Raw genomic sequence first — 516 nt, 5'->3', positions numbered from 1 at the left:
GCGTAGGACATTTGAGGGGAGCTGCTCCTAGTACGAGAGGACCGGAGTGGACGAACCACTGGTGTTCGGGTTGTCATGCCAATGGCATTGCCCGGTAGCTACGTTCGGACAGGATAACCGCTGAAAGCATCTAAGCGGGAAGCCCCTCCCAAGATGAGATCTCACTGGAACTTAAAGTTCCCTGAAGGGCCGTTGAAGACTACGACGTTGATAGGCACGGTGTGGAAGCGCAGTAATGTGTGAAGCTAACGTGTACTAATTGCCCGTGAGACTTGACCATATAACACCCAATACGTTTTGCAAGAAACGCGGATGTTATGGGTAGCTAACAACAACGCTTGCACTGCGAGAGAACGAAAAAGACTCGAAACATACAGATTTCCAAGCCTTTAGCCACTATAAAGTGATTTATATAACTAAAGGTGAGACGATTGATACCCACTTTAACCCAGCGCAAGCCAGGTGACAAAGAAAGTAACAATCAAACCAGTTTGCTTGGTGACCATAGCGAGCGTG

General features: G+C 48.3%; 1 rRNA gene. It reads left to right on the top strand.

Annotation, left to right across the window (positions count from 1 at the left end):
• Positions 1 to 280, top strand: a 23S ribosomal RNA gene (locus P1S46_12455); the annotation flags it as partial.
• Positions 281 to 516 lie beyond the last annotated feature (236 nt).

The organism is bacterium, assembly GCA_029210545.1.
GTDB lineage: Bacteria > BMS3Abin14 > BMS3Abin14 > BMS3Abin14 > BMS3Abin14 > JARGFV01.
Note: the sequence above shows the minus strand (reverse complement) of the source record. Positions and strands in the feature narration are given on the sequence as shown.